Below are 23,598 nucleotides of genomic sequence, written 5' to 3'. Positions count from 1 at the left end.
CACCGTCAGGCCCAGTAGTGGACGAGGACGCTGCGCCGGCACCTGGCCCGGGGCCGTCGCACCCGTCGCACCTGGTGCCACGACCGGTCCGACCTGACCAGCACCGCCGTCGTGCCCAGGCGCGGCTGGACCCGGGCGTGCTCGTCGTCCGCCTCGCCGGAGCGCAGGATGCTCAACTCCCCGCCCTCGGCGGGCGACCACTCGGGTTCCAGGTACAGCACCAGCGACAGCAGCTTGTCGGCCCGGTCGGTGTGCGGCCCCAGGTAGCAGCCGTCGGCGTACCCGCAGGCGCGGATCTCGAGACCGGCCCCGGCCGCCGCGACCCCGGTGCCGCGCGAGACGGCGGCGGTGAACCCGGGGGAGAGCAGCTCGGCGACCAGCTCCCGCCAGCGCGGGGTCAGCCGTTCGACCGGGGGAAGGCGGCGGCCCTCCGACACCAGCGCCGCCGACAGCATCCGGTACGCCTTCTCCGCGTCCCGCCCCGACTCCCGCTCTCGCACCTCGTCGAACGGGAACTGCGCGGCGACCTCCCCGGCGACGCGCGGGGCCGCGAACGTGCCGGTGACCGTGCCCCACCGGAAGGGCTCCTCCCGCATCTCGGCGGACTCGAACGCCGCCAGGTTCAGCAGTCCCACGCCGCGCTCCCCGATCTTCCGTCCCCGTGCCCGCGTCCCTGTCCTCGCAGGGCCGTCAGCAGGCGTGCCGCGTCCCGCCTGGTGCGAAGCTCGACGACCGGCACCTCGGGCCGGGCGTTCAGGCAGGCCGCGATGGCGGGCAGCCCGCGCCGCCGGAACGTGAGGATGAACCAGGCGAACGCCACCGGACGGTCGGCCACCCGGCGCCGCCCGTCCTCCAGCCGCATGTAGTGCGGCAGCCGCCCGTGCTCCAGCCGCGCGTACGTCACCAGCCGCCGCAGGTAGGCGCCCAGGCACGCCGCGGGCGCCCGGTCGAGCAGCACCACGACGTCCGCCCTGGCCAGCCGCTCGGGCAGGGTGGCCGCGTGGTTCCCGTCCACGATCCAGGCGGGACGGGCGCACAGCTCCCGCACCGTCCCGGCCCACGTCCCGGGTTCGGCGGGCCGCCAGCCGGGCCCGAAGTAGTGCGTGTCGAGCGAGGTCACCGGCAGTCCGGTCAGCGCGCCCAGCCTCCCGGCGAACGTCGTCTTGCCCGCCCCCGGGCACCCGATGACCAGCACCCGGCGGGCCCCGGCGAGCAGGGCGGGGGCCCGCGCGGCCGTCGCGGGCGCCGTCACCTGGCCTCCACCCCCTGTCCCTCGCGGGCGGCGACCGCGCGCAACGCGCCGAGCACCCGCGCCACCGTCGCGTGGTCCGCCGCGGCGATCCGCAGGTGGTCCGGCAGCCCGAACCTGGCCAGGTGGCGGACGGCGTAGCCGTGCTCGGCCAGCCCGGCGACGTACCGGGCGGCGCTGCGCGCGTCGGCGCAGCGGACGGGGACGAAGTTGCCCTGCGAGACCTCGGCGACGCCGCCGACCAGCCCCGGCACCTCGCGGGCCAGCAGCGCGCGGGCGGAGTTCAGCTCCGCGTGCACCCGGGCCAGCTCCTCGCGCCGCCGCACCAGCTCCGCGCCCACCCGCAGCGCCGGGCCGCTGACCGGGTTCGAGACGTTCCAGCGCTGGACGTGGGCGGCCACCTCCACGCTGCCGCACACCGCGACCGCGAGGCGCGCGCCGGCCAGCCCGTACTCCTTGCTGAAGGAACGGACGACGATCACGTGCGGCCAGCGCGGGGCCCGCGTCAGCACCTGCTCGGGGGCGAAGGCGGCGTAGGTCTCGTCGAGCAGCAGCAGGCACTCCCGCCGCGCGCACGCCTCCACCAGCTCCGTCACCTCGGCGGCCGGCCACCACGCCCCGGTGGGCCCGTTCGGGTTGGAGACGGTCACGATGCTCCCCGGGGGCACCCGGCGCAGCGCGCCGTGGAACGCCGCCATCGGGAACCCCCGCCCTGGACGGTAGTCGACGCCCCACTCGGTGAGCCCGGTCAGCGTGGCGTACGGGGTGATCTGCGCGTAGTTGGGCCGCTGGGTGAGCAGCACGCGCCCCGGCCCGCCGAAGGCGTGGAAGACGGCCCGGTAGGTCTGGTCGGACCCGGCGGTGAACAGCAGCGACTGCGCCGGCACCCCGAGGGCGGCGGCGAAGCGGGTGCGGGCCACGGCGTAGTCGGGGTAGGAGATCCAGTCCTCCGGGCGCAGGCGGTCGGCGGCCTCCCTGATCATCGGGCCGACCGCGGGGTGGCACATCTCGTTGTTGGCGAGGTTCACCAGGCCGTGCAGGCTCCGCCGCCAGTGCGCCGTGACCCCGGCGTCGTCGTGGACGAAGTGCGTGCGCAGCCAGCCGGTCATCCGGCGCTCCGCTGCCGCGGGATGCGTTCCTGCACCCGGGTGACGGGCGCGTCCGGGTCGAACAGGATGCGGTAGTACTCCTCCGCGGGCTCCGGCTCGTCCCCAGGGCGGAACAACTGCCGGTTGAACGAGGCGATCGTCGCCTCGTCCATCGTGGCCCGCATCTGCTCGAAGTCGGTGTACACCGTGGGCCGCACCCGGCCGTCGATCTCGCGTACCGCCTCGATCGTGCGCCTGACCCCGGCCAGCGAGGTGCCGGGCAGGCCGAGGATGACGAAGCAGTTCAGCTCGACGCCGGCGCGGCGGCAGGAGTCGGCGATCGTCCGGAACCGCTCCCGTTCGACCTGTTTCACCCGGGGCAGCGCGGCGTGCCCGGCCGGTTCGAGGGTCTCGAGGCCGACGCTGATCCGTACGCACCCGCTCGCGCCCATCAGGCGGACGAGGTCGTCGTCGAGGTGGTGGAGCGTGGTGGTGCACTTCCACGGCAGCCCTGGACCGGTGGCGGCGTAGGCGGCGCAGAAGTCGCGCACCCAGGGGCGCCGCAGCGTGAACGTCGGCGCGTACATGGACACGTAGTCGAAGTGCCGCTCGCGGGTCGCCTCGGCGATGTAGGCGATGACAGTGGAGACGGGCAGCCGCCGTTCCGCCTTTCCCTCCCGGCCGGGGATCTCGCAGAAGGCGCAGTTCACCGGGCAGCCGCGGGCCACCGGCACGACCAGTTCGCGCCGCGCCGGGATGCCGCAGAAGCGGGCGGTGTCGTCGGCGTAGAGCCGGTCGTAGGCCGCGTAGGGGATCTCCGTGACGTCCGGCAGCGGCAGCCGCTCGCCGGGCAGCAGCCGGGGCGGCCCGTCGGGGGCCGACCACCGGCCGTCCACGCGGCGCCACACGCTGCCCGGCAGCGCGCCGCCCTCCGCGCGGGAGCGGACGACGTCCTCGACCGCCGTCTCCGGGTCGCCCGGCCCGGCGATCGCGTCGACGTCGTAGCGCTGGAAGAACCGCGGCAGCCGGGCGCTGAGCCGGCCGAAGGTGACGATGGTCGCCTCCGGCGCGAGCGTGCGGGCGTACTGGGTGGTGCGGCGGAGGCTGTCGATCGAGTCGAAGTCGTTGGCCAGGGCGATCACCTCGGGCCGTCCGACGAGCAGGTCGCCGAGCGCCTTCCAGGTGAGGTTGAGCGCGGCCGCGTCGACGGCCCGCACCTGCGCCGCCGGGATCGCGGCGCGCAGGTGGGCGGCCACGTTGAACACGGTCAGATGGTGTCCGGCGTTGAAATAGCTGGGCACCTGCGGTGGCCACAGCACGAGAATCTTCATGGTGACGCTCCAATCGCGCCTCGCCGCCGCCTTCCGTGGCCGGGGCGCGGGTACGGGCCGGGGCAGGAGGGGGTGGCCGGGGGCACGGTCCTAGGGGTGGCATCCGGCCGCGTCGACCGTCTCGACGCCGGCCCCGAGCGCGGCCAGCCGTCCGATCAGGTCCTGGTAACCCCGGTCCAGATGGGTCATTCCGGTGACGGTGCTGACGCCGGGGGTGGCCAGCGCCGCGGTCAGGCACACGGCGGCGCTGCGGGTGTCGCGGGGCCGGAGCGGTTCCTCCGGGGTCGTCAGCACGGACGTGTCGATGAGCAGCCGGCCGCCTTCCATCCGCATGCGGGCGCCCATGCGGCGCAGTTGGCGGGCGTAGTCGTACCGGTCGGCCCACACCCGGTCCTCCACGACGGACCGGCTGCGCGCGCGGAGCAGCAGCACGGCGATGAGCGGCGCGATGTCGGTGGAGATGCCGGTCGACTCGGCGATCAGCCGCGCGCCGTCGTAGGGGTACGCGCCCGGCCGCACCGTGATCGTGTCCAGGCCGAACTCCGGCTCGATGCCCAGCCCCTTGAGGAAGCGCAGCTCACGGTGGAGCGTCGTGTAGGCCCTGACGGTGTCGCCGCACTCCAGCTCGACCGTGGAACCGGTCATCGCCGCGAGCGCCTGCCAGGTGATCACCTCCACCGGGTCGGGCATCAGCTCGTACTGGCTGGCCGGGCGGCTCGCGCCGCCGCGGACGACCCAGCAGGCGTCGCGCTGCTCGATCTCCACCCCGAACTGCCGCAGCATGCCGATCAGCTCGTGCTGCGCCTCCTTCTCGTGCGGGTTGAGTATCAGGCTCGTGCCCGGGACCGCCGCCGCCAGCAGCAGCGCGGTCTTGGTCGCGCCCGACACGTACGGCCCCGCCGGCCTGCCGGGCTCCCGCGACCAGCGCAGGACGTCGACCGTGGCGGGCCGCAGCTCGGGCGCCTCGACGTGCAGCGCCTCGCCCCGCCACTCCCAGCGGGCGCCGAAGCACTCCATGACGTCCAGCATGTGCTTGAGCGGACGCGGCAGCCCCCACTCGAAGCTGCCGAGCGGGTCGCCGCCCGACCCGGGGAAGGAGGCCCTGCCGTGGCGCGCGAGCACCGCGGGCAGCAGGTAGATCGAGCCGTGGATCGCCCGGCTGCTCGCCGGGGGCAGCTCCCATCCGGTGACCGCGCCGCCGATCCGCACCGTGGCGCCGGCGTCGTGGACGCTGCCGCCGATCCGCGTCAGCGTCTCGGCCAGCGCGTCCCGTTCGGTCAGTCTGGGGGCGTTGCGCAGGGTCAGCTCGGCACCGAGCGCGGTGGCGGCGGCGAACCCCAGCACCATGCCGTGCTTGCTGCCGGGAACGGCTGCCCTGCCGCTCAGCACGCGACCGCCGGTGACCCGTACGGCGTCGCCCGTCGGTTGGTTGGCCGGCATGGGTCAGTTCTCCCGCAGCCAGAACTCCAGTTGGATGGTGAGCCGGATCTCGTCGTCCGTGAGGATGCTCGACACCGAGTGCCACGACGTGTCGCTGGGCGGGAAGGCCAGCAACTGCCCGCCGGTCGGAGGAACGGTCTCCACCGGCGGCTGCGCCGACCTGCCCGAGGCGCGCACCTCGAAGTGCCCGCCGCCGTCGGAGGGCCAGTGCTCGTTGAGGTAGAGGATGCCGGTCAGCGCCTTGGTCGGCTTGTCCTTGTGCAGCGAGATGTAGTCGCCCCTGCCGAAGGTGTAGACGCCGATCTCGCGGGGCAGGCCGTGGAGTTCGATGCCCACCGTCTCGCCCAGCCAGCCGATGAAGCCGTCGCCGTCGAGTTCCTCGAGCAGCTCCGTCCATTCCGGTGAGAGCTTTGCCGCGGCCTCGGTGCGGGCACCGTCGGCGACCAACGTGAGCACGTTCATGCGATACCGCTTGTCGCGTCCGGCCTTTTCCGCGATGGCGCGGCGGCCGCTTTTCATGAGGGGCCTGCTTTGCGCCAGCGCGCGCAGTTGTCCGGTGTCGAGCAGATTCCTGGCGAGGTGCCAGGTGAACGGCTCGTAAGAGTGCCTGACCTCGGGCGCGCGATTGATCATTGTGCTCCTCACATTTCACTGCGATAGCGTGCGATATCGAGCAAATATCTGAGGCGACCAGGGCTGGAACGACGACGGGCCCAGTGGAAGCCGGCGCCGGGGCCGCGATTTCGGCGGGGCGCCGCTAAGGACGGACGTGATGTCCGAAAACCCGGGTATTGCATCGTCCGAACGAGCCGAACACGTGGAAGTCCCCAGATTATGGTGACCCTGTCGCGGTCATCTGACTGCAATGTTCCCGTGCATGTCGGCCAGTATTACACCGGGTTGTCAAACCAGCAAGGGGAGGAATTATTTCTCATGTTCGGCCGTTCTGGCGGGCTTGCGGCGCCCGTACTGACCGGCCCGTTCGTGGCCCATGCGCGGTCGGCGACCGGCTGGTCGGCGCTTGACACCGGCCTGTCAGCACTGGTAGGAGGGAAACGCGCGTGCCGGAGCGCACGGCGATTTCCGGCGCGACCGAGACACCGCAGACGACGCACCGGAGAGAAACTCACAGCACGATGAGCCCGGCAGAGGAAATCAAACGCGTGGCCATGACCGACGAGGAGATCGAGGCGGCCCACCTCGGGCAGGCGCCGATCCTCGACCGGGAAATCGAGCTGATCGAATACGATCCGGCCTGGCCGGCTCTTTACGAACGCGAGGCCGCCCGAATCCGCGGCGCGCTCGGCCCGGCCGGATCGGCGGTGGAGCACGTCGGGTCCACCTCGATTCCGGGAATGCCCGCCAAGCCGATTCTCGACCTGCTGCTCGTGGTGGCCGACTCGGCGCGCGAGACCGCCTATGTCCCGCCCCTGGAAGCGGCCGGATATCGCCTCGACATTCGCGAGCCCGACTGGTACGAACACCGCGTTCTCCGCCGCCCTGAAAGCGAAATCGCGGTGACTCTGCACGTCTTTTCCGAGGGGTGCCCGGAGATCGAGCGCATGTTGTTGTTCCGCGACCGGCTGCGTTCCGACGACGCCGATCGCGAGTTCTACGCGCGCACCAAACGCGCACTGGCGCGGCGCGCCTGGAAACGCCTGCAGCACTACGCCGACGCCAAGACCGAGGTGGTCGAGGCGATCATCGCCCGCGCCCGCGAGCACCCGCCGGCGGGGCGGGACGGCGGCTGAGGCGCCGGTCAGCGGCCGGCCAGTTCGCGCAGGGCCCGGGCGAACTGGCTCAGGCCCGGCTCCTCCACCGGCATGTGCCCACACCCCTCCAGCATGACCAGGCGCTTGTCCGCCTTGATCCGTTCGAAGAAGGGCAGGCTCAGCGCGGCGGGCGTCCAGCGGTCGGCGGCCGGGTGGACCATCAGCACCGGGCAGGCGGTGAACGCCTCCGGCTCGACCTCGGGCGCGGAGGTCAGGTAGGTGCGCAGGAACCGCAGAGAGACCCGGCCCCCACCGCCGAGCCGGTCGCGCGACACGGCGGCGTTCAGCTCCGCCTGGTTCGACATCGCCGACATCCGGGCCAGCCGGCGGACGGGGACGCGCAGGTCGTCCGCCGCCCGCAGCGCGTTCATGACCGGCCCGGCGACCCGGCCCAGCACGCCGTACCGCGCCGCGGCCGCCCGCACCTCGGCCCGGCGCACGTCCAGCAGGCACGTCACGGCCAGCGCGTCGGCCCCGGCCCGCGCGACCGCGCTGTAGGCGAGCATCCCGCCCAGGCTCGCGCCCAGCACCAGCACCGGGCGCGCGTCGCGGCGGCGTTCCCTGCCGATCAGCTCGGCGGCCAGATCCACCCAGGTGGCGTACTCCACCGGACGCCCCTCGCAGCGCGTGTGCCCGTAGCCGGGCAGGTCCGGGGCGACGACCTCCACCGGCCCCACCAGCCGGGTGTAGGGGAGCAGCATCCGGCCGTAGCCGCCGGCCCCGTGCAGCACGACGAGCTTCACCGGCGCGGCGGGGTCGGCCACCCGCTCCAGATGCACCCGCATTCCCCGCCAGTGCCACCATTCCGACACGGCCTCGGGCGCCTCGGCCTCCCGTGCCCATCGGGGGAAGAACCGCAGGTAGTCGACGGTCATGCGACGCTCCTTGTGAGGGACTATCGAGCACTGCGACAATAGTGAGTAATTGCTCGTTTTTGTACTCGCGTTAGGCCCTCCGATGCCCACCTTGCCCAAGCCGCTCAGGCCCCGGAAAACCCCACGTCAGAAGCGTTCCGAGGAGACGCGGGAGCAGATCCTGGAGTCGGCTGCTCGCGTTTTCGCCGAGCACGGCTACGCCGCGGGCACCACCAACCGCATCGCGGAGGCCGCGGGCCTGTCGATCGGGTCGCTCTACCAGTACTTCCCCAACAAGGACGCGATCCTGCTCCAGCTCGCCCGGCGCCACGTCGACGAGGGCCGCGTGGCCGTCGCCGCCGCCTTCGCGGCCGGGCCGCCCGCCACCTGGCGCGAGCGCGTCGCGGTCCTGGTGGACACCGCGCTGAGCGTTCACCGCGGCGATCCCCGCCTGCACCAGGTGCTGTTCGAGGAGTCACCGCGCCCGCCCGCGCTCCTGGCCGAGCTGCGGGCCCTCCAGGACGACCTGGTGGACCGGCTGGCCGCCCTGCTGCGCGCGGACGCCGCGCCCGGTGCGCCCGATCCGCGCCTGACCGCGTGGTTCCTGGTCGCCGCCATCGAGTCGCTCACCCACCGCTACCTGGCCGACCAGCCCACCCGCGACCGCTCCGCCTTCCGGGACGAGCTGGTCGCCCTCCTCACCGGACACGTGCTCTCGGTGGGGGCCCGCCCCGCCACATGAGGCGGGGGCGGCGCGCTCAGCTCTTGGGAGTGGCCGGGCCGCAGCCCTCCGTGAGGCCCTTCGTCGGGTCGTCGGCGGCCTGCGGCGCCGGCTTCTTGGCCGTCTTCTTCGGCGAGGGCGAGACCGAGGGGCCGGCCGGGGACGTGGGCGCGGCGGAGGAGGTGGGCGCGGCGGAGGCGGAGGCGGCGACCGGAGCCTTCGTCCGCTTCGAGTCGCGGAGGGCCTTGTCCGCGATGTCGCGGATCTTCTCCCAGTCGGGGTAACCGGTGCTGATCAGCGGCGGCACGAACTGCACGCTGGACACCTCGGCGTTCTTGACCTTCAGCGCCAGCGGCACCAGGTGCTTGAGCATCGTCTGGGGGATGTCGGTCCTGATCAGCTCTTTGGTGGCCAGCGCGATCTGGTTGAACCGGGTCAGCACGGTGGCGGGGGCGGCCTGGTCGAGGATGGCGCCGAGCACGCAGCGCTGGCGGTGCATGCGGGTGTAGTCGTCGCTGTACGTGCGCGAGCGGGCGTACCACATGGCGTCGGCGCCCTTGAGCTTGCGCGTACCGGCCTTGACCAGGCCCTCGTTGTACTTGCCGAACACGACGTCCTGCTCGACGGTGATCGTGACGCCGCCGATGGCGTCGATGAGGCGGGCGAAGCCCCACATGTTGACCAGGGCGTACCAGTCGACCTTGAGGCCGAGGGTGTAGCCGATCGTGTCCATCAGGACCTTGGGGCCCTGGTGCTGCTTGCCGCCGAAGATCTCGGGGTGGGCGTCGGCGTACTCCCAGACGCTGTTGAGCAGGTCGCTGCTGCCGCCGTTGGCGTCCTTGGGGAGGTCGAAGCCGTTGGGGAAGTGGCGGGCCATCGGCGTGCCCGGACGGAAGCGGACGTCCTCGAGGTTGCGCGGCAGGCTGAACAGCACGGTGTTGCCGGTCTTCACGTCGACGCTGGCCAGGTTCATGCTGTCGGTACGCACGCCGGTCCTGTTGTCGTCGGCGTCGCCGCCGAGCAGCAGGATGTTGACGCGCTCGCGCCCGGCCCACGGGTCCTCGGGCTTGGGCTCGGCGACGGGGGGCTGGCCCTCGTTCTCCGGCGCCTGGAAGATGTCCTGGATCGCCTGGCGGGAGGTCTGCGCGAACTGCGCGGTGAACGCGAACGGCAGCACCACGATGACGGCGAGCAGCCCCGCGACGGTGCCGGTGAGGATCTGCCCCGTCTGCGTCAGCCTCCCGGGCCGCAGCACCACGAACGAGTGCACGATCAGCGCGAACCAGGCCAGGCCCAGCACGATCCCGCCGATCACGATCGCGAGGAGCCAGGAGTCGTCGGTGAGCGAGCCGGCCAGGTTGCCGAGGTCGTTGGTGAGGCCGACGGCGAGCACGGCCAGCAGCAGGGCGGCGTAGCAGGAGATCAGGGCGAGACCTGTCTTGCGCCAGCCGGCACGCAAGTGGGCGGCGCCGGGTGCGAGTGCCGCCAGCGCCAGCCATCCGAGGACCGCTCCAGCGCCCACCGGATCCTTGCCGCCCGCCGGTTTCCTAGCCTGCCGCACGCCTTCCCCGTTCTCCGCGCATTCCACCATAGGTGCCGAGTCCGCAACCTGATGGTGAACCGCGTGGCAGCGGTCGCCTCAGGCTCCCATAGAGGCGGCAGCCTATGCACTAAATACGAAATATGTCTTTATCGGAGGGTGAACATCAGTAACCGAATAATGTTCCGGACATGGGTGGCCGCGAGACCGGGTACGGGGTGACCGGGCACATCGCCATCTCCACATTCAAACGTCCGGAGCCCCCCAACGGGTTCACCCGCACCACGAGCGGCGAGTTGGCCGACCACGCCCGCGCGCCCCCGGACAAACTGCGAGCCCCGGATCCGCCGCCCGATGTGCCGTCCCGGCCCGGCGATCCCTATCGTGTCTCATATGTACGAGATCACCGTGCTGCCCCTGCCCGACGACTTCGAGGGCGAGGTCGTGGCGACGCTGGTGTCCAGGAGGGCCGAGTCCGCCTCCCGCAGGGCGGTGCTCTACCTGCACGGGTTCACCGACTACTTCTTCCAGGACCACCTGGCCGAGCACTACGTGCAGCGCGGCATCGACTTCTACGCACTCGACCTGCGCAAATACGGGCGCTCGCTGCTGCCGCACCAGACCAGGGGCCTGATCAGGAGCGTCACCGACTACTTCCCCGAGATCGACGAGGCCGTCCGCATCATCCGCCGCGACCACGACGAGCTGACCGTCAACGCCCACTCCACCGGCGGCCTGATCGCGTCCCTCTGGGCCGACCGGGTGCGCGGCCGAGGGCTGGTGCAGGGGCTCGCGCTCAACAGCCCCTTCTTCGACCTCAACGTGTCCGCCCCGATGCGCCTGGCCGCCGACCTGCTCAGGACGCCGCTGTCGTACACGCGGCGGGCGCTGCCGCTGGGCGCCAGCAGCGTCTACGGGCAGACGCTGCACCGCAGCGAGCGCGGCGAATGGGACTACGACCTGGAGCTGAAGCCGCTGGGCGGGTTCTCGGTGCACGCCATGTGGCTGGCCGCCATCCGGCGGGCCCAGCGCCGGCTGCACGCGGGCCTGGCGGTGGACGTTCCGGTGCTGGTGCTCGCGTCCGCGAACGGGCTGCGGGTGCGCGACTTCGTGCCGGAGGCGCGCTCGGCCGACATCGTGCTCGACCCCGGGCACATCGCCCGCTGGTCCACCCGGCTCGGGCCGCACGTGACGTGCGTACGCGTCGCCGACGGCCTGCACGACCTGGTGCTGTCGGCCGAGCCCGTACGCAAGCAGGTCTTCGCCGAACTCGACCGCTGGATGAACGCCTACGTCTACCAGGGGAACGAGAACAACCCGTAGTACGCCGCCGCCACCAGCAGCAGGCCGTTGCCGCCCAGCACGCCCGCCACCGTCACATGCTGCCACCGGCTCGGCCGCAGCCCCTCACGCAGCGCCGACACGAACGCCGCCACCGCCGTGACCTCCTGGACCAGCATGAGCACCGCGAGCACGCGCACGACCAGCCAGCCCGCCAGCACCGCGGGCCAGGCGCCGGCCTGGTTGACCGAGAACAGCACCAGCAGCATGATGAACGCCACCACCGAGAGCAGCAGCCCCAGCCCGGTCCACGCCATCCGGCTCAGCCGGCGCCTGATCGGCGGCCACAGGCGGGCGTTGGTCTCCGCGGGAGGCCGGGGGCCGTGGCGCAGGCGGAAGACCATGGCCGCCACCGGGCCGGCCACATAGCCCACCGCGGCCAGGCAGATCGTCAGCCCGAGCATCGTGCCGCCGGCGTACCAGGGGGCGGCGGGCACGTCGCTGGCCTCGAACCGCTGGACCGGAGTGGCGCCCGCCATGTGCACCGACGGCCGGGCCGTGCCGGGCAGGCCCTTGATCCAGTTGGTCAGCGTCTCCAGGTAGCCCTGGGTGAACGGGCCGCCGTTGACCCGCATCGCGTGATCGCCCTTGGCCATGAACCGGATCGTGTAGTCGTCGTTGCCCGCCCTGCCGAGCGCCGTGACCAGCGCCTGGGTGGACTCGACGAAGGGGATCGAGGGGTCGGTCGTGCCGTAGAACGCCAGGACCGGCTGCTTGACCTGGCTCAACGCCGGTTGCGCGTCGTAGCGCAGGAAGGTGAAGCCGACCCCGCCCATCGCCCTGGTCAGCAGGTCGCGGGCGCCGATGGGGGCGTGCAACCGGAGCAACTGCTCGTTGAGCGCCCAGGCGACCTGGCGCAGCGGGGAGACGTTGGGGGACGACACCAGCACGATGAACCCGACCCCCGTGCTCTTGGCCGCCGCGATCGGCACCACCCAGCCGCCCTCCGACACGCCCCACACGCCCACGCGGGACGGATCGACCTCGGGACGCGTACGCAGGTAGTCGACCATCCGCAGGGCGTCGTCGGCGAGCAGCCCGAAGTCGCGGTCGCGGAAGTCGTAGCCGATCGTGCGCTTGTCGAAGGCGATCGTCACCACGCCCGCCTGGGCCAGGAACTCCGCCTGCGGCGTGAACTCCGTACGCGAGCCGTTGCCCGACCCCGACACGAACACCATCGCCGGGTGACGCCCAGGCGTCAGCGGCAGCCGGAGCGTGCCCTCCAGACGCTGGGCCTCCGCCGGGATCGAGATCTCCTCGCGGCGGATGGCGCCGGACGCCACCACCGGCCTCAGCTCCCCGGCCGGCTGCGCCGCGATGGACTCGAAGGCCGGATCGGCCTTGAGCGGCGGTGGGTCGAACGCGGGCGGCAGAACATAGCCGACCGTCGCGAGAACCACCAGGACCACACCGGCGGCGACGCTCAACGTGCCACGGCCCGTGCGCATTGGCCTCCCCACGTTGTGTTGGTTTGCCCGCTGATCTTCCAGACTACTCCCGGCGTGTGGGACTGGAGAGACCGCATTTGTCAGTGAGAACTGTTAGCTTCCTGCGACATGCGGATCCTGCACACCTCCGACTGGCACCTCGGCCGATCCTTCCACCGGGAGAGCCTGCTCGCGGGTCAGGCGGCGTTCGTCGAGCACCTGGTGGAGACGGTGCGGGCCGAGCGGGTCGACGTGGTGGCGGTGGCCGGCGACGTCTACGACCGGGCGCTGCCGCCGGTCGACGCGGTGGCGCTGCTCGACGAGGCGCTGGCGCGGCTGCGCGCGGCCGGGGCGCGCGTGGTGCTGATCAGCGGCAACCACGACTCGGCGCTGCGGCTGCGGTTCGGCTCGGCGCTGTTCGAGGCCGCGGGCGTGCACGTGCGCACCTCGCCCGAGCAGGCGTGGGAGCCGGTGCTGGTCGGCGACGTCGCCTTCTACGGCATCCCCTACCTGGAGCCCGAGCTGGTCCGGGCCGCCTGGGAGCTGCCCGACCGCAGCCACACGGCCGCGATCTCGCACGCCATGACGCGCATCAGGGCCGACGTGCCGCGCCACCGCGCCTCGGTGGTGCTGTCGCACTGCTTCGTGACCGGCGGGCAGGCCAGCGACAGCGAACGCGACATCAGCGTGGGCGGGGTGGCCCACGTGCCGCTGGCGGCGTTCGACGGGGTCGACTACGTCGCGCTCGGGCACCTGCACGGCCGCCAGCGCATGTCCGAGACCGTGCGCTACTCCGGCTCGCCGCTGGCCTACTCCTTCTCCGAGGTCGGGCACGTCAAGGGCTCGTGGCTGGTGACACTGGGGGAGTCGGCGGAGTTCGTCCCGGCCCCGGTGCCGCGTCCGGTCGGGCGGCTGCGCGGAGAGCTGGAAGACCTGCTGGCCGATCCCCGGCACACCGCCTGCGAAGACCACTGGCTGCAGGTCGTGCTGACCGACGCCGTCCGCCCCAAGTCGGCCATGGACCGGCTGCGCGCCCGCTTCCCCCACACCCTCGCCCTCTCCTTCGACCCGGTCGGCGCCGCGCCCGCCGCCCAGCCCGTACGCGTCAGCGGGCGGCCGGAAGCGGAGGTGGCCCTCGATTTCGTCCGGGAGGTGCGCGGCGAGCCTGCCGCACCCGAGGAGGAAGACCTGCTAAGACAGGCCATCGAGACGTCGAGGGCGAAGGAGACGATGACGTAGATGCGGCCGCACAGGCTCACGCTGACGGCGTTCGGGTCCTTCCCCGGCACGGAGACGGTCGACTTCGACGCCCTGGCCGAAGCGGGCCTCTTCCTCGTCCACGGTCCCACGGGGGCGGGCAAGACCACGATCCTCGACGCGCTGTGCTTCGCCCTCTACGGCCAGGTGCCCGGGCAGCGCAACAGCGCCCGCAGCCTGCGCTGCGACCACGCCGCGCCCACGGTGGGGCCGTCGGTCACGCTGGAGGTGTCGATCAGGGGGCGGTTACTGCGCATCCAGCGCTCTCCGGCCTGGCAGCGGCCCAAGCTGCGGGGCACGGGGTTCACCGAGGAGAAGTCCAAGGTCGTCCTGTCGGAGTGGCAGGGCGCCAACTGGCACGGGCTGACCACCCGCCTCGACGAGGCCGGCGACCTGGTGGGCGGGCTGCTCGGCATGAACGCCGACCAGTTCTGCCAGGTGGCGATGTTGCCGCAGGGCGACTTCGCGCGCTTCCTGCGGGCCGACGGCGACGAACGGTCGAAGCTGCTGGAACGGCTGTTCACCGTCAAGATCTTCACCTCGGCGGAGTCGTGGCTCGCCGAGCACCGCAAACTGGCCTGGCGGGCGGCGCAGGAGCTGCGGCAGGAGGTCGACTTCGCCATCAAACGAGTGGAGGAGGCGGCCGGCGACGCCCTGCCCGCACCCTTGACCCCGCCCCCCGCCACCGCTCCTGCCTCCGCTCCCGTTCCCACACCCGCCACCTCACCCAGCACCGCTCCCGCGCCTGCACCCGCCACCTCACTCGCCTCCGTTCCCGCCCCCGCTCCCGCCCCCGCTCCCGCGCCGACGCCCAGCACCGCTCCCGCGCCTGCACCCGCCTCGGCTCCTGCCCCCACACCCGCCGCCGCGCCTGCCTCCGCTCCCGTTCCCCTATCCGCCGCCCGTCCTGCTGAGGTCGCGGCGGGTGGGAGGGGCGGGCCGGAGGGCGATGGCGAGGCGCCGACCCCGGAGACCGATCCCCTGCGATGGGCGGGGGCGCTGCTCGACGCCGCGCGGGCCGTCGTGGCGCGGGCGGACGACGAGCACAGCGCGTCGGGTGAAGAGCTGCGGGCGGCGCGGCTGCGGTTCGAGCGGGCCGCCGCCCTGGCCGAACGCCAGCGCCGCCACGCCGAGGCGCTCACCCTGCGCCGCACGCTCGACGAACGCGCCGACGAACGGGCCGACCTGCAGGCGATCCTCGACGACGCCGCCCGCGCCGACCGGGTGATCCCGCTCATCATGGCCGCCCGGCAACGCACCGAGGCCGCCGCCAAGGCCCGCGAACTGGCCGCCGACGCCCTCGCCCGAGCCCGTCCCCTCCTGACCGCCACCACTCCGCCCCCTCATGCCCACCGCGCCGCCGACGAGAGCCCGTACCCGTCTGGTGAGGGTGTTCCGCCCGACGGCGACGCGGTGGAGCCGTCCGTGGCCGAGCTGGCGGTGCTGGAGCGGCGGCGGCAGGACGAGATCGCCCGCCTGCAGGAACTGCTCACCGAAGAGGCCAGGCTGTCCGTGGTACGGCGTGACCTGCTGCGCGTAGAGGCGGAGCTGGCCGAGCTGGTCGGCGCCGACGAGGCCGTGGCCGCGCGGCTGTCCGTCCTGCCCGGCCTGATCGAGCAGGCCGAGGCGAGGCTCGCTGAGGCGCGGACCGACGCCGCCAGGATCCCGGCCGCGCGGGCCGTACGCGACGCCGCCGCCCACCTGATCGAGATCGACACCGAGCTGGCCCGCCTGGCGGTCGAGCTGGACGCGCTGGCACACCGCGAGGCCGAGGCCGCCGCCGCCGACGCCGAGCTGCCCGGCCGCATCGCCGACGCCAACGCCGCCCTCGCCGAAGTACGCGCCCAGGCGGCGGCCATCCCCGCCGCCGCCGCGAGCCTCGAAGCCGCCCGAGCCGCCCTGGAGGCCACCCACCGCCGCGAGGCCCTGGCCGCCGAGCTGGAGTCGGCCGTCGCCGCCCACCAGGTGCTCGTCGACCGGGCCCAGAGCTTCCGTGAGCACTGGCTCGACCTGCGGCAGGCCCGCATCGACGGCATGGCGGCCGAGCTGGCGCGCGACCTGGCCGATGGGCGGCCGTGCGCGGTCTGCGGCTCCGACCACCACCCCCACCCGGCCGCCCCCGCGCCGAGCGCGCCCTCGGCCGACGACGAGCACGAGGCCGAGAACGCCCACGAAGCCGCCTCGGCCGAACGCGAGGCCGCCGAGCGTACCCTGGCCTCGTTGGAGTCCCGTCACACCGACGCGGCCGCCGCCACCGAGGGTCTCGACGTCGACACGGCCGAGGCGCAGGTGGCGCAGGCCGGGCAGGAGGTCGCGGGCCTCCAGGCGGTGGCCGACCGGGAGCCCGCGCTGGCCGCCGCCCTCGACCGCGTCGAGACCGAACGCGAACTCGTCAGAGACCAGGTCCGGGAGATCGCCGAAGAGCTGGCCGCCCACCGGGCCCACCACAGGCACCTGGAATCCGAACGCGCCCGCCTGCGCGACCAATTCGCCCGAGCGAGCGCGCACGACAGCGCTCACGATGCAGCCCACGACAGCGCTCACGATGTCGCCCATGACGCTGCCCACGACGCAGGCCCCGTTCGCCTTGCCGCGCCTGACGGCGGGCCCGGCTCGGACGGGGGCCACGGGCCCACGGTCTCCGAGGGGGCGATCGAGGGCTCAGGGGCCGGGAGACTGGCCGCTGCCGAGCGGGAGCTGCGGAGGCTGGAGGGGTCCGCGGCCGGGGAGGGCAGGCTGGCTCAGGAGGCGGCCGGGCTCGGTCGTGAGCGGGCGGAGCTGGAGGAGCGCGCTCGCCGGGTGGCCGCGCGGCTGGCCGCGTCCCGCACCCGGCATGAGGAGCTGAGCGGCGACGCCGGGCGGCTCAGCGCCCGCCTCGACGCCGCGCGCGGCGGCGACGCCACCCTGACCGCCCGCCTGACCAGGCTCAACGACGAGGCCGAGCTGTTGCGCGAGGCGCTGGAGGCCACGCAGGCGGCCGTGGCGGCCCGCGACGAGCTGGTCAGGGCCAGGACGGCGGCCGTGGAGGCGGCGTTCGACGCGGGGTTCGCCGACGTGCCGGAGGCGGAGGCCGCCTTCCGGAGCGTGGCCGAGCGGGAGAGCAAGGCGGAGCTGCTGCGCAGGCTGGACGACGAGCAGGCCGCCGTCAGCGGCGTGCTGGCCGACCCCGAGCTGGTGGCCGCCGCCGCCGAGCCCGTTCCCGACCTGGCCGCGATCGGGGCGGAGCGGGAGGCGTTGGAGGAGGCGCACACGAGGTTGTCGAGCGCGCGCGACCGGGCGGCGGCCAGGGCGCGACGGCTGGCGGAGCTGCACGGCGAGCTGTCCGACCGCATCGAGAGCTGGCGACCGGCGGCCGAGCGTCACCGGCTGGCCGAGCGGATGGCGGCGCTGACCAGCGGCACCTCGGGTGACAACCAGTGGAGCATGAGCCTGTCGTCGTTCGTGCTGGGGGAGCGGCTGCGGCAGGTGGTGGCGGCCGCGAACGAACGCCTCGACCACATGTCGGGCGGCCGCTACCTGCTCCGGCACGACCTGCGCAAGACGGCGGGCTCGCGCGGGCGCGCCGGCGGCGGGCTCGGCCTGCGGGTGGCCGACGGCTGGACCGGCGTCGACCGCGACCCGGCCACGCTGTCCGGCGGCGAGAGCTTCATCACCTCCCTGTCACTGGCGCTGGGGCTGGCGGACGTCGTCACGGCCGAGGCGGGCGGCGCGGAGCTGGGCACGCTGTTCGTGGACGAGGGCTTCGGCACCCTCGACGAGGACACCCTCGACGGCGTCCTCGACATCCTCGACGGGCTGCGCGACGGCGGCCGGGCCGTGGGCATCGTCAGCCACGTGGCTGAGCTGCGCTCCCGGATCACGGCACAGCTCAAGGTCACCAAGACCCGCACGGGGTCCACCCTCACGGCGGTCGGGGTCGGCTGACGCGCCGGCTCGGGCGGATTCGGGCGTGCTCGTGGCAGGGAAGCCGGGCGTGCTCGTGAAAGGGGTGTCGAGCGTGCTCGTGGAAGGGGATTCGATCGTGCTCGTGGAAGGCGGGAGGAGTCAGCCGAGGGAGTGGATCAGGTCGGGCAGTGTGGCCGGGTCCTGGAAGAGCCGTGCGCCCAGGCCGGTCAGCCGGGAGACGGGGGTGACGCCGCCGGCGTACGCCAGGCAGCGCATGCCCGCGCTCACCGCCGCCGTGACCCCGAACGGGCTGTCCTCCACGACCACGCACCGCTCAGGGGCGACGCCCATCGTGGCCGCCGCGTGCAGGAACAGGTCGGGCTCCGGCTTGCCCCTGGCCACGTCCTCGGCGCTGAACACCCGTCCGTCGAACCGGCTCGCCAGCCCGGTCAGCTCCAGGCTGCGGCGGATCGTCCGGTGACGGCCGTTCGAGGCCACGCAGTACGGCACGGTCAGCCGGTCGAGTGCCTCCTCGATGCCGTCGACCACGCACAACTCGGCCTTGACGGCGGCTGCGTAGTCGGCCTCGAGCTGTTCGCGCCAGCCGGGCGGGGTCCGGCCGACCTGCTCGTCCCAGTACTCGTTGGTGCAGCCGACGAAGCGGTGGGCGTACTCGGCCTCGTCGATCGTCCAGCCCAGGCGGCGCAGCGCGGTCGTGCCGACGCGCACGTAGATGGGCTCGCTGTCCACGAGCACCCCGTCGCAGTCGAAGATCACCAGTTCGACGGCCAAATCCACACTTCCTCTCACCGAAAGATCATCAGTCCACGAAACGTAACATCGCGCAGGTGATAGCGTCTGTTCGTATCGCCTCGCAAGACGTCGGTCCGCATAGTGAGACGAATGTGACGATATCCCCCCAGATCGCCGCCCCCAACATGTCGAGGGTCGCCGCGGCCAGCCTCATCGGCACCGCGATCGAGTTCTACGACTTCTACATCTACGGCACCGCCGCCGCCCTGGTGCTCAACACCGCGTTCTTCCCCGGCATGGACCCGGTGGCGGGCAGCCTGGCGGCGTTCTCGACGTTCGCCGTGGCGTTCATCTCGCGCCCGCTCGGCTCGGCCGTGTTCGGACACTGGGGTGACCGGATCGGCCGCAAGTCCATGCTGGTCGTGTCGCTGCTGGTGATGGGGCTGTCGACGGTCGCGATCGGGCTGCTGCCCGGCTACGCCGCGATCGGCGTGCTCGCGCCCGTGCTGCTGGTGCTGCTGCGCTTCACCCAGGGCATCGGCCTCGGCGGAGAGTGGGGCGGCGCCGCGCTGCTGGCCACCGAGCACGCCCCGCCCGGCAAGCGCGGTCTGTACGCGATGTTCCCGCAGCTCGGGCCGGCGGTCGGGTTCATCGTGGCCAACGGGCTGTTTCTCGTGCTCGGCGAGACACTGGGCGACGAGGAGTTCAGGAGTTGGGGGTGGCGGCTGCCGTTCGTGGCAAGCCTGCTGCTGGTCGTCGTCGGCCTGTACGTACGGCTGAAGATCTCCGAGACCCCCGTCTTCCAGGCGGCCGTCGACCAGCGCCGGATCACCAAGGTGCCCTTCGCCGGGCTGATGCGCCACCAGTGGCGGCGGGTGCTGCTCGGCGCCGGAGCCATGACGATCGTGTACACGCTCTTCTACACCGCCACCACCTACTGCCTGGCCTACGGCACCAGGACGCTGGGCATCCCGCAGACCACGATGCTCGGGCTGACCCTGGTCGCGGTGCTGTTCATGGCGGCGGGCACGGCGGTGTCGGCCGTGGTGTCCGACCGCGTGGGCCGCCGCCGCATCCTGATCGCCGGGACGATCGCGGCCGCCGGGTGGGGGCTGGTGATGTTCCCGCTGATGGAGACCCGCTCGGTCGTCCTCGTGGGGCTGGCGCTGGCCGGGGCGCTGGCGCTGATGGGGCTGATCTTCGGGCCGATGGGGGCGTACCTGCCGGAGCTGTTCAGGACCGAGTTCCGCTACAGCGGCGCGTCCGTCGCCTACAGCCTCGGCGGCGTGCTCGGTGGCGCGGTGCCACCGCTGGTCGCCACCGGGCTGCAGGCCGGTGGGCTGGGGGTGCTGGCCGTCGGCGGGTACGTCTCCGCGATGGCCCTGCTGAGCCTGCTCTGCCTGCTCGCCCTGCCCGAGACCGGCGACAGGCCCCTGTGACCCGCCGCGCCCTGCCTCTGAGCGCCCGGGGCGGCCCGCCTCTGAGCCCCCGGGGCGGCCTGCGCCCGCGCGCCCGGGGTGGCCTGCGCCTGTCGCGATCCTGGGACGGCCTGCGTCTGCGTGCTTCCTGCCCTTGCGCGCCCCCCCTGCCCCTGCGAGCCTCCCGCACGGGCCCATAACCGGGGGCCCGTGCGAGACCCGAATGCCTATGCGAGGGCAGGCGCCCCCCGGTCCACGTAGGCCGCCAGTGCCCGCACCCGGTCGGCGTGCTGGTCGTGGCCCACGATCACCGGCGGCTCGTTGTACGGCATCGCGTCCGACGACCGCCGCAGCTTGATGTATTGCCCGCAGGCGTCGATCGCGTACGGCTCCATGTCGTCCTGCAACGCCCCGATCACCGTGATCCCGTACGTCTCCCCGATCCGCCGGAACAGCGCCACCGCCTCCCTGCGGTGCTCCTTGCCCAGGTTGCGCCCCAGCTCGTCGAGCACCAGGCACAGGTGCCCGCCCCCGGAGGAGGCGATGGCCGCCGCGCACACCAGCTTGACGGCCTTCTCGTCCATGAGCGCCGTGTTGGCCCGCCGGTTGTACGGCACGTACCCCTGCCCCTCGCCCCGCCGCCACTTCGGCGTCACCCGCCACTGCCAGCGCTGCTCGGGATCGGCGGGCGCGGGCGGCACCGGGAACTCCAGCGTCGCGCCGTAGCCTCCGTACGAGGTGTCGAGCTTGTCGAACTCCTCGGCCACCCGCGTCAACCGGGCCTTGATCGCCGCCGTCAGCGCGGCCCGGTGCACGGCGGTCGACTGGGCCGCCTCGTCCGCGCCACGGGCCGCCGCCGCCAGGTCGCGCTGCCGGGTGACGATCTGGGCCTCGATCTGGCGGCGCTGGTGGCGTTCGTACTCTTCCTGGCCGCGCAGGTAGGACGCCAGCGACCCGCACACCGCCGCGAACGTCGCCTGCTCGCGCGCCGTACTGCCCTCCCGCTCGCTCATCAGGAACCGCAGCTCCTCCGGCAGCTCGGCCTCCTCCTCGGGGAACGAGTCGCGCAGCGCCTGGTCGAGATGGCGTTCGGCGACCCGCCACCATTCGTCGGCCGCGCGGGGGCGTTCGTCGTCGGGCTGGGCCTGGAGCCATTCGCGGGCGGTCTCGATCGTGCCGCCCCAGTCGGCGGCCAGCGCGTCGAGCTTGAGCGCCGCGCGTTCGGCGCCGACCTTCGCCTCCTGCTCGCGTGCCTGTGCCCGCTCGGACTCGTGCCGCTGCCGGCGGCCCTCCAGGCGCTCGATCTCCATGTCCCTCGTACGGGCACGGAAGTCGAGCGTCGCCGTCTGACGTTCGGCCTCGGCGACCTTCGGGGTCAGCTCGTCGACGGCCGAGTTCAGCTCACCCAGCCGGGTACGCCGGTCGGCCAGCTTGGCCTCCAGCTCGGCCAGCCGCACCCCGGCCCTGGCCCCTTCCACCCGCCGCTGCGCCTGCGCGACGGCCTCCTCCCCGTCGCCCACGGCCTGGGCCGCGTTCTCCTGGACGTCTTTGGCCCGGTTGAGCCGCTGCTCGGCCGCCTTGATCCGGGCCTCCCGGCCGGTCGCCACCCCGTCGAACGCCCCGACGACGCTCACCCCCGCCGCGCTGACCAGCACGGACCCGGGCAGGTCGGCCAGGGCGGAGACGGCCGCGCCGAGCTGGGCGGCGTCGACGATCACGGCGTGCTCGTCGGGCCAGCCGCGCAGCTCCCCGATCGCGAGCCCGTCCGGCGAACCCCCGGCGGCGGCCCGCGTCTTGCCGTAGCGCGCCTTGAGCGCCTCGCCCAGCGCCAGCCCCGCCCCGTCGCCCCCGTCGCCCGCCCGCTCGGCCTCCGCCCGCTCGTCGTCTGACAGCCCGTGGTCCGTCCGTCCGTCGTCGGGCAGTCCGTGGTCCATCCGCCCGTGGGCCGGCCGCCCGGCGTGCGGTGGCGTGTGGGCGGCGTCGCGGGCCTGCTCGGCCACGTCGAGGGCGTCCAGCAGGCCGGTCGCGCCGATGCCCGCCGCCGCCAGCGCGTTGAGCTGGGCCGCCGCAGGCCCGCCCTCGGCGTCGTCGAGCGCCGCCTGGGCCGAGGCCACCTCCTGGTCGGCCACCCCGAGCGCCTTGAGCGCCTCGTTGAGCCGCAGCCGGGCCTCGCCCAGCTCCCGCTCGGCCGTCGGCACGTCGCGCCCGTCGGCGAACCGCCGCGTCTCCTCCAGCGCCGGGATCGCCCCGCGCAACTCGTCGGCGGAGTTTTCCGCCACGGCCCGATCGGCGTCGAGCTTGGCCGCGCGCGCGTGCAACGCCGCCAGCTCCTTGCGGGCCTGCGAGACCTGCCGGTCGAGCGTGTCTTCCCGCAGGGTGGCGATCTCCGCCTTGACCATGGCGATCGCCTCGGCGGCGGACTCACCGGCCGCCTGGTGCCGCTCGAGGTCGGCGGCCAGCGCCTCGTCCTTGCCCGCCGCGTCGGCCAGCTTGCGCGCCTGCCGCCCGCGCCAGCAGCGCAGCGCGTCGGCCAGCCGGACGCGGGCCTGGTCGCGCCGGTCGAACGTGGTCAGCAGCGCCTTCGACTCCGTCTCGAACTCGGCCAGCCGGTCGGCCGCCTGCGCCGCGCGCACCCGCTTGGCGTGCTCGTCGCGGCGGGCCTCGCGCTCCTGCTCCAACTCGGCGTCGAGGCCGGTGAGCGCGGCGATGGCCTCGAAGACCCGCTCGGGCGAGATCTCGTTGAGCGGCTGGGAGAGCAGGTTGGTGGCGACCTTGCTGCGTACGGACGTGGACAGGAACGACACGCACCTGACCCGGTCACCGTAGAGGACCTTGGTCAGGTCGCGCGCCACGACGTCACGCCGCCCGGCCGACTTCGGCAGCGACGCCCAGATCTCGTCGGCCCGCGCCACCCGCTCGGCCTCCGACGGGGACGCCGCCAGGTGCACCCCGTCACGCCAGCGGATCTCGAGGTGCGGCGCCTCCTGGTTGACCTTCAGCCACACGGTCAGGGCGCCGCCCGAGCCGTCGGGCACCTCGAACAACTCCCCGCCCGCCCCCTCGGCCTCGTCGAGCAGGAGACCCGGCTCGTCCGAGACAGGGCCGCCGGGCACCTCTCGCGCACCGGCGTCGAGCCCGGGGTCCTCAGGAGCGGGGGCGAACCCGTCCATCCCGGGTGGGCCGAACACGCCCACGATGTAGCCGTGGTCGGCGCTCGCCCACTGCCTGGCCCCCGCGCCGCTGGCCAGCTCCGCGTTGAACAGCAGCTCCGACACCGCCTTGGCGCCCGAGGCGAATCGCCACTGCTCGTCGCCGAGCAGCGCCGTGATCGACGCGATGAACGAGGACTTGCCCGCCCCGTTGGAGTCTTTCGGCCCCGCGCCCGCCACGACGATCAGCGTGCCGGGGACGGTGGGCACCGGATGGGTCGACAGCCGTGAGATGTTGACCGCCTGCACGGCGATCAGCACCCGGTCTCCGACGACGTTCTCCACCTGTGACACCTCGAACCCCCGTAACCCT

17 protein-coding genes are annotated in these 23,598 nt (G+C 73.3%); 6 read left to right on the top strand and 11 right to left on the bottom strand.

The window, feature by feature from the left end; genetic code table 11:
- Positions 1–5 precede the first annotated feature (5 nt).
- The 6 genes from ACZ6S0_RS02890 to ACZ6S0_RS02865 all read right to left on the bottom strand — a co-directional run bounded on the left by ACZ6S0_RS02890 (position 6) and on the right by ACZ6S0_RS02865 (position 5,741).
- The gene (locus ACZ6S0_RS02890; RefSeq protein ID WP_465912881.1) at positions 6–635 is read right to left on the bottom strand and encodes a 2OG-Fe(II) oxygenase; all 630 of its coding nucleotides are present in this window, start codon (positions 633–635) and stop codon (positions 6–8) included.
- Positions 623–1,252, bottom strand: coding sequence for a P-loop NTPase family protein (locus ACZ6S0_RS02885; RefSeq protein ID WP_465912880.1), 630 nt, complete (start codon positions 1,250–1,252; stop codon positions 623–625). The genes ACZ6S0_RS02890 and ACZ6S0_RS02885 overlap by 13 nt, the downstream gene beginning before the upstream one ends.
- Complete coding sequence (locus tag ACZ6S0_RS02880; protein ID WP_465912879.1) at positions 1,249–2,358, bottom strand: pyridoxal phosphate-dependent aminotransferase; 1,110 nt, start codon at positions 2,356–2,358, stop codon at positions 1,249–1,251. The genes ACZ6S0_RS02885 and ACZ6S0_RS02880 overlap by 4 nt, the downstream gene beginning before the upstream one ends.
- Positions 2,355–3,668 carry a B12-binding domain-containing radical SAM protein gene (locus ACZ6S0_RS02875; protein ID WP_465912878.1) on the bottom strand — a complete coding sequence of 438 codons (1,314 nt, stop codon included), beginning with the start codon at positions 3,666–3,668 and terminating at the stop codon, positions 2,355–2,357. Before ACZ6S0_RS02875 ends, ACZ6S0_RS02880 begins: the two co-directional genes overlap by 4 nt.
- 90 nt (positions 3,669–3,758) lie before the next feature.
- A complete protein-coding gene (locus ACZ6S0_RS02870) occupies positions 3,759–5,108 on the bottom strand; it encodes a hypothetical protein (protein ID WP_465912877.1) in 1,350 nt (449 codons plus the stop codon).
- 3 nt (positions 5,109–5,111) lie between these two features.
- Positions 5,112–5,741 carry a 2OG-Fe(II) oxygenase gene (locus tag ACZ6S0_RS02865; RefSeq protein WP_465912876.1) on the bottom strand — a complete coding sequence of 210 codons (630 nt, stop codon included), beginning with the start codon at positions 5,739–5,741 and terminating at the stop codon, positions 5,112–5,114.
- 428 nt (positions 5,742–6,169) lie between these two features.
- On the opposite strand from ACZ6S0_RS02865, the gene ACZ6S0_RS02860 reads away from it, so the two are divergent.
- The gene (locus ACZ6S0_RS02860) at positions 6,170–6,859 is read left to right on the top strand and encodes a GrpB family protein (RefSeq protein WP_465912875.1); all 690 of its coding nucleotides are present in this window, start codon (positions 6,170–6,172) and stop codon (positions 6,857–6,859) included.
- An 8-nt stretch (positions 6,860–6,867) separates the two neighbouring features.
- Here ACZ6S0_RS02860 and ACZ6S0_RS02855 read toward each other — a convergent pair whose 3' ends face one another.
- On the bottom strand, positions 6,868–7,755 hold the full coding sequence (locus tag ACZ6S0_RS02855; protein ID WP_465912874.1) for an alpha/beta fold hydrolase: 888 nt from the start codon (positions 7,753–7,755) through the stop codon (positions 6,868–6,870).
- Between the two features lie 91 nt (positions 7,756–7,846).
- Here ACZ6S0_RS02855 and ACZ6S0_RS02850 point away from each other — a divergent pair, with 91 nt between their 5' ends.
- The gene (locus ACZ6S0_RS02850) at positions 7,847–8,476 is read left to right on the top strand and encodes a TetR/AcrR family transcriptional regulator (protein ID WP_465912873.1); all 630 of its coding nucleotides are present in this window, start codon (positions 7,847–7,849) and stop codon (positions 8,474–8,476) included.
- A gap of 16 nt (positions 8,477–8,492) precedes the next feature.
- Here the strand turns inward: ACZ6S0_RS02850 and ACZ6S0_RS02845 are convergent, their stop codons facing one another.
- Positions 8,493–9,977 (bottom strand): LCP family protein, encoded by a 1,485-nt coding sequence (locus ACZ6S0_RS02845; protein ID WP_465912872.1) that lies wholly within the window; start codon positions 9,975–9,977, stop codon positions 8,493–8,495.
- A gap of 411 nt (positions 9,978–10,388) precedes the next feature.
- Here ACZ6S0_RS02845 and ACZ6S0_RS02840 point away from each other — a divergent pair, with 411 nt between their 5' ends.
- Positions 10,389–11,318 carry an alpha/beta hydrolase gene (locus ACZ6S0_RS02840; protein WP_465912871.1) on the top strand — a complete coding sequence of 310 codons (930 nt, stop codon included), beginning with the start codon at positions 10,389–10,391 and terminating at the stop codon, positions 11,316–11,318.
- Here the strand turns inward: ACZ6S0_RS02840 and ACZ6S0_RS02835 are convergent.
- Entirely contained in the window at positions 11,291–12,784 is a 1,494-nt protein-coding gene (locus ACZ6S0_RS02835) for an alpha/beta hydrolase family protein (RefSeq protein ID WP_465912870.1), read from the bottom strand. The two genes, ACZ6S0_RS02840 and ACZ6S0_RS02835, sit on opposite strands and share 28 nt — an antisense overlap.
- A 108-nt stretch (positions 12,785–12,892) precedes the next feature.
- On the opposite strand from ACZ6S0_RS02835, the gene ACZ6S0_RS02830 reads away from it, so the two are divergent.
- Positions 12,893–14,002, top strand: a complete 1,110-nt coding sequence (locus ACZ6S0_RS02830; protein ID WP_465912869.1) for an exonuclease SbcCD subunit D — start codon at positions 12,893–12,895, stop codon at positions 14,000–14,002.
- A complete protein-coding gene (locus ACZ6S0_RS02825; protein WP_465912868.1) occupies positions 14,003–17,944 on the top strand; it encodes an AAA family ATPase in 3,942 nt (1,313 codons plus the stop codon). It begins immediately after the preceding gene.
- Positions 17,945–18,064: 120 nt separating this feature from the next.
- Here the strand turns inward: ACZ6S0_RS02825 and ACZ6S0_RS02820 are convergent, their stop codons facing one another.
- The gene (locus ACZ6S0_RS02820; RefSeq protein WP_465912867.1) at positions 18,065–18,715 is read right to left on the bottom strand and encodes an HAD family hydrolase; all 651 of its coding nucleotides are present in this window, start codon (positions 18,713–18,715) and stop codon (positions 18,065–18,067) included.
- Positions 18,716–18,810: 95 nt separating this feature from the next.
- Here ACZ6S0_RS02820 and ACZ6S0_RS02815 point away from each other — a divergent pair, with 95 nt between their 5' ends.
- Positions 18,811–20,097 (top strand): MFS transporter, encoded by a 1,287-nt coding sequence (locus tag ACZ6S0_RS02815; protein WP_465912866.1) that lies wholly within the window; start codon positions 18,811–18,813, stop codon positions 20,095–20,097.
- 206 nt (positions 20,098–20,303) lie between these two features.
- Here ACZ6S0_RS02815 and ACZ6S0_RS02810 read toward each other — a convergent pair whose 3' ends face one another.
- On the bottom strand, positions 20,304–23,570 hold the full coding sequence (locus ACZ6S0_RS02810; RefSeq protein WP_465912865.1) for a coiled-coil domain-containing protein: 3,267 nt from the start codon (positions 23,568–23,570) through the stop codon (positions 20,304–20,306).
- Positions 23,571–23,598: the final 28 nt, after the last annotated feature.

It is taken from the genome of Nonomuraea sp. NPDC051298 (assembly GCF_055586305.1).
Note: the sequence above shows the minus strand (reverse complement) of the source record. Positions and strands in the feature narration are given on the sequence as shown.